The organism is Thermodesulfovibrionales bacterium (assembly GCA_035622735.1).
Classification (GTDB): domain Bacteria; phylum Nitrospirota; class Thermodesulfovibrionia; order Thermodesulfovibrionales; family UBA9159; genus DASPUT01.
The window spans coordinates 1-5,500 of sequence record DASPUT010000261.1; the positions used below are offsets into that span (position 1 = coordinate 1).

The following is a 5,500-nucleotide window of genomic DNA, read 5'->3' on the forward strand; positions in this document are numbered from 1 at the left end:
ACGCTGGTACTGATGAGCCATCTTTTTGGAGGGCCACTGCAGGCCACGGTGTTGCTGAGGGTAGCGACGGCGGTCGGGATACTCATGGGGATCACGTGTGTGGGGTTCATGAGCATCGTGGCAGGGGCTGTATTGGGGACAGCAGCAGGCTACATGGCAGAAGCGGTTTCAGCCGCTCTTAAGGAAAAGGCGCCGGCAGAGACTGCCGAAGTGAAAGTTACCGAATAGAACTATTCAATCGCATCCTCGATAAAGAAGAGGGAGGAAAATTGGCCTCCCTCTTCTTTATTTTCGTGCACCGTCTCAGAGGAAGAGAAATACCCATCGACCACAAATCTTCATACCGCCGTATCATCTGAAAGAACCTGCCCGCATCGTTCCTGAGAACCTTCTTTAACAATCTAACCCGGGCAGGGGTTTAAGAAAAGAGGGTTTTAAGTTTATAATTAACAATGATCGAAAGAATCAGGGAAAAAGTATTTTCGGGCGAGAGGCTCTCAGCAGAAGACGCCCTCTACCTCTTTGAGACGGATGATATCTTCAGCCTGGGGAGGCTCGCTTCCTATGCTGCCGGAAAGAAGAACGGCGACAAGGCCTACTTCGTTGTGAACAGACATATTAATCCGACAAACATCTGTATCAACCGGTGCCGGTTCTGTGCCTTCAGTCGTTCGAAGGGTGAGGCAGGAGCGTTCGAACTGACGATCAAGGATATCCTGGGAAGACTGAGGATGGCGAGACCCGGCAATGGGACACGATTCAGCGAAGTCCATATCGTCGGCGGCCTCCACCCTGATTGGCCCTTTGATCACTATCTCAGGATGATATCCGCCGTGAAGAAGGAATTCCCTGACATCCATATAAAGGCATTCACCGCTGTCGAGATCGACCATTTTTCGAGGATAAGCGGCCTCTCCGTGAGGGCGGTCCTTGAGAGGCTACGAAAAAGCGGACTCGAGGCGATGCCCGGGGGAGGCGCAGAAATCTTTGCTGAGCGGGTGAGAAAAAGACTCTGCCCTGAAAAGATATCGGGAAAGAGATGGCTCGAAATCCATAGAATAGCCCATCTCAGCGGCATCGCAACAAATGCGACGATGCTTTACGGTCATATTGAACAGTACAGAGAAAGGGTCGATCACTTCTTGCGGCTGAGGGAGTTGCAGGATGAGACAGGCGGTTTTCAGGCGTTTATTCCTCTCGCATACCATCCGCAGAACACGGATATGGGGGGAGGCTACACCTCGGGCATCGATGATCTCAAGACGATCGCCGTCAGCAGGCTCGTCCTCGATAATATCCCTCATATAAAGGCTTACTGGATAATGCTCGGGGAGAAGATAGCGCAGCTTTCACTGCTCTTTGGTGCTGATGACCTCGACGGGACAATTATCGAAGAAAAGATAACCCATGCCGCCGGTGCAACGAGCAGCGAGGGGATGACGAGAAGAGAACTCGTGAATCTCATAGAAAGGGCAGGGAAGAGGGCGGTCGAGCGGGATGCCTTTTATCGTGCGGTCAATTGATATTTTCCCCTATCATTTCCCGCTAAAGAACTTGAAGGATTCCGGCCTTTCTGCTATAAAGGAAATAGGTTATGACAGGAGGTCTCTATGAACATAGGGATTATCGGCTCGGGGAAGATGGGAAGCGGTCTCGGAAAGATATGGGCTAAGAAAGGGCATCAGATCATTTTCAGTTTTTCACGTGATGCAGCAAAGCTCGACGAGCTGGCAAAGTCGGTTCCGAATGCGAGGACCGGTTCGCTCCGGGAAGCGGTCGAGAAGAGTGAGGTCGTTCTCCTTTCCGTGGCATGGTCTCAGGTGACAGAAGCGATGAATTCAGCAGGTCCTTTTGAGGGAAAGTTAGTGATAGACTGTACGAACCCCCTCAAACCCGATATCAGCGATCTTGCCCTCGGATGTACGACTTCCGCTGCAGAGGAGGTCGCGAAGCTCGCACCAGGGGCAAAGGTCGTTAAGGCCTTCAACACGGCCTTCGCCGAGGTTTACCATGCCTCCTCACGGCTCTTTGGTTCCCGGTTGCCTACCATGTTCTTCTGCGGTGATGACGACGCGGCAAAGAATATCGTCTCGCGTCTCATCGTGGATGCCGGCTTCGGGCCTGTTGACGCGGGACCCCTTAAGTCTGCACGCTACCTCGAACCCGTCGCCATGCTCATGATACAACTCGCCTACGGCAGGGGAATGGGCACCAACATAGCGATAGACCTTATCCGGCGCTGAGCCCGCACTCGGGTTGCTGAACTAATCGTCCCGGTGCTTGCCATTGCCTTTGCCTTCTTTATGCTCCTGTTTTGCCTCTTTATGATGTTCTTTTTCTTCTCCTCGCCATGCCTTTTCCTCGTTCCGTCTCGACTCCTTTTCCCAGTGGTTTTCCTTTTCCCAGGTTCTCCAATGATTCTTCAGTTGTCCGTACGGGATGTGTTCGTGTCCCACTGTCCTTACGCGATAATCGGGAGGCAAAGTTACCAAGACGCGGGGCACCTTTGAGGGAGCAAGGAAGACCCACGGCCCGTTATACGCAGCAGCCTTGTACCAGTGCCCTTCGTGGGGGCGATACCAGTAGCCGTGATAGAAAATGATATCGACATCCACATTAGGGACATAATAGGCGTAAGTCCCGGGCACGACGACCACCGGAGGCGGCTCATGAAATGTGTAAGCCGGCAGAGGGACGTTTATCCCGATACTCAGATTCACCTCCGCAGCACTCTTTCCGATACCGAAAAGCGAGAGGATGAGCAGCAGGACCACGGGCGATACTGTTATAAGAATGCGTCTCTTCATGAAATAACCTCCTGAAAAAGCGTATTTATTGCGATACATTTCGTCTCCGGTCCGGCTCGATAAAGTCTATGGTTACAGAAAACCGCAATTAATTCCATTAAATATGTTTCATAGACGAGAGGAAAGGTTTCGTCAGGAGTAGATCGTCAGTATTAACGTTTCTGAGAATCTTTTCGCGGGAAGGATCGGATGCGCAGCACTCACAGAGGAAATATCTTAAAAAAAGTCGGGTATGTTTCCGGTTCGCAGTTCCAGCATTTGACGGAGGATGGAATCCTTAACCCCTATGACCTTCTGCGGCCCCCTCATCAGAGGCAGGTCATGACTTGGCGCGCGTCAATGTGATCACGACATCTGATTTCTTCTCTCCCTTCTCATAGAGAGACCACGTCTCCGTGATGCTGTCCTTGTTGTTCATCGCTATCTTGAGCGCGTGCATATGGGTTTCCTGCATGGATGCGAGGTTCGGATTCTTATCGGACAGAACAAAGACCATACTGTTATCGCCCTGCTTCATGAACTCCATGTGGGGTTGGTTGCCAAGCGCGCAATAGTGGGTCATGTTCAATTTTCCGCCAAAATCATAATACACGGTGACCATCTCATGGGGCTGTCCTACGAAGAGCCGCTCAACGATCGCGTTTCCCGCAGAGGTAAGCTCATAGGTCGCCCTAATCGACTCGATGCCCTTACCCATGTCCCCCTTTCCTTCCCAAACACCGACCAGTTCTTTCATCTTTTCAAAATCGGCGGAGTGAGCGACAGCAGCCTTCTGGTACTCTCCGGAATAGCTTGCGATGGGACTGAGTATGAAACTCAAGAGAACTACCATGATGAACGATATATGTTTTTTCATCTTGCACCTCCTTTTAGCTTCATCGAGTTGGGCTCTTGGAAGCCTGATCCTTTCGAACTCTTTCTCACTTTCCTTGATTTTATTTTAACAAATCGTGGGTCACCGAAAAAAGGTCGATGACGGTTCTCCTCTCCATAGCGGACGTCGAAACCGCACTTGTTTGAGACGGGAAAGCGTGATAGACTGAGCAGAGGACGGTCGACGGATCGAAAAAGAGAAGAAAGGAAGTTAAGGGGGTGCTATCCACTGGTTCTGGTTTCTCGTTATCGGGGTTGTGGCAGGGTGGCTTGCGGGAAAGCTGACACGCGGTCAAGGTTTCGGTCTCGTGGGGGACCTCGTTATAGGGATTCTTGGAGCCCTCGTCGGAGGTTTTGTCTTCCGGTTGCTCGGCGTCGTTTCTTTCAGTCTCATCGGCTCTCTCGTGACGGCTACGGTTGGGGCTGTTATTCTTCTCTGGCTCGTCCATCGGCTGAAATAAAGGGAAGAGAACGTCACGATGTCACGCTGACATCGAAATAAGTCTTTTACGCTCTCCGAATCACCATTATCACGAAGCCATTCCTTTATCAAATCCTCGGGGAGAGCAAGAACCGGATTGCCCCTGTTTAGCAGCCCGAGCTAACATAGAAACAGGAGGCACGCGATATGAAGAGAAGCCTAACTTTTGAACCCTACAGACGAATCGAAAAGGCGATCGTCTTTCTCGAGAGGAATTTTAACCGGCGGCCCGGTTTGAAAGAGATCGCAAAGTCGGTGAACCTGAGCGAATATCATTTCCAGCGCCTCTTCAGACGTTGGGCAGGGATCAGCCCGAAGCGGTTTCTCCAGCTTTTGACCGTCGAACACACAAAGAAGATGATGGAGAATTCCGGCAGTCTTCTCGATCTGACCCATGAATCTGGCTTGTCGAGCCCGAGCAGGCTTCATGACCTGTTCGTGAATGTCGAAGCGGTTACACCGGATGAGTTCAGAAAACGGGGCAGGGGCATCAGCATCCTCTATGGGTTCCATCCGAGCTCCTTCGGAGAGTGCCTCATCGCGGTTACCGGAAGAGGGATATGTTATCTCGCTTTCGTGGGGCCGGGCGGGCGCGGCAAGACCCTGGGAGATCTCAAGGAACAATGGAGCGATGCGGAAATAGGAGAAGGCCAATCAGCGACGAAACCGTACGCGGATAAGATATTCGGATCGGCGAAATCAAGCAATACCCTCACACTCCACGTACAAGGAACAAATCTTCAGGTGAAGGTCTGGCAGGCCCTTCTCAGGATTCCGCGAGGCCGTCTCGTTTCGTACGAAGCCGTCGCCCGTGAGGTCGGGAGGCCAGGGGCCATCCGTGCCGTTGCGAATGCGGTGGCACGCAACCCCGTCGCGTTCTTGATACCCTGCCACAGGGTCATCCGTAAAACCGGCGCAATCGGCAAGTACCGCTGGGGCAGCGCGCGGAAGAAGGCGATGCTCGCATGGGAAGCCGGAAAAGAGGAAAAGGGTAGGGGCTGAGGGAAAGATTTCCTGGAGGAAGTCGAAGTGTATAACAAAAAGGCCCGGAATTTCTTCCAGGCCTTTTCTATTTTAATCCGGCAGCGACCTACTTTCCCAAGACCTCGCGGTCAGAGTATCATCGGCCCTGGAGGGCTTAACTTCCGTGTTCGGAATGGGAACGGGTGAACCCCTCCGGCATCGTCACCGGAAACCTAATTTCTTTGGAAATTCTAACATTTCAAAAGAACAAAATGCAAGCCGCTTCTCTTGCTGGGACAGTCCCTATTCTACGACTTCACTTTGTTCCCTGCCTGCCGGACAGGCAGGCGTCCGTAAATATGGACAGTCCCCTAAG

General features: G+C 52.0%; 7 protein-coding genes and 1 rRNA gene. 5 read left to right on the top strand and 3 right to left on the bottom strand.

Annotated features, from left to right (window positions below; translation table 11 throughout):
• From VEI96_13490 to VEI96_13500, 3 genes are all read left to right on the top strand, one after another.
• Positions 1-228: hypothetical protein (locus VEI96_13490; GenBank protein HXX59008.1), on the top strand; the 228-nt coding region annotated here is incomplete at its 5' end.
• Positions 229-452: 224 nt separating this feature from the next.
• A complete protein-coding gene (gene mqnE, locus VEI96_13495) occupies positions 453-1,523 on the top strand; it encodes an aminofutalosine synthase MqnE (protein ID HXX59009.1) in 1,071 nt (356 codons plus the stop codon).
• 87 nt (positions 1,524-1,610) lie between these two features.
• Positions 1,611-2,243: an NADPH-dependent F420 reductase gene (locus VEI96_13500; protein ID HXX59010.1), complete on the top strand. Its 633-nt coding sequence runs from the start codon at positions 1,611-1,613 to the stop codon at positions 2,241-2,243.
• A gap of 21 nt (positions 2,244-2,264) precedes the next feature.
• Here VEI96_13500 and VEI96_13505 read toward each other — a convergent pair whose 3' ends face one another.
• Together VEI96_13505 and VEI96_13510 are read right to left on the bottom strand one after the other, a co-directional pair.
• Positions 2,265-2,807 (bottom strand): hypothetical protein, encoded by a 543-nt coding sequence (locus VEI96_13505; GenBank protein ID HXX59011.1) that lies wholly within the window; start codon positions 2,805-2,807, stop codon positions 2,265-2,267.
• A gap of 319 nt (positions 2,808-3,126) precedes the next feature.
• Positions 3,127-3,663, bottom strand: a complete 537-nt coding sequence (locus VEI96_13510) for a hypothetical protein (protein ID HXX59012.1) — start codon at positions 3,661-3,663, stop codon at positions 3,127-3,129.
• 325 nt (positions 3,664-3,988) lie between these two features.
• Between VEI96_13510 and VEI96_13515 the strand changes: the two genes are divergently transcribed.
• On the top strand, positions 3,989-4,141 hold the full coding sequence (locus VEI96_13515; GenBank protein ID HXX59013.1) for a GlsB/YeaQ/YmgE family stress response membrane protein: 153 nt from the start codon (positions 3,989-3,991) through the stop codon (positions 4,139-4,141).
• Positions 4,142-4,308: 167 nt separating this feature from the next.
• Positions 4,309-5,163, top strand: coding sequence for a methylated-DNA--[protein]-cysteine S-methyltransferase (locus VEI96_13520; protein ID HXX59014.1), 855 nt, complete (start codon positions 4,309-4,311; stop codon positions 5,161-5,163).
• A 75-nt stretch (positions 5,164-5,238) separates the two neighbouring features.
• Here VEI96_13520 and rrf read toward each other — a convergent pair.
• Positions 5,239-5,354 (bottom strand): 5S ribosomal RNA (gene rrf / locus VEI96_13525).
• Between the last annotated feature and the right edge of the window lie 146 nt (positions 5,355-5,500).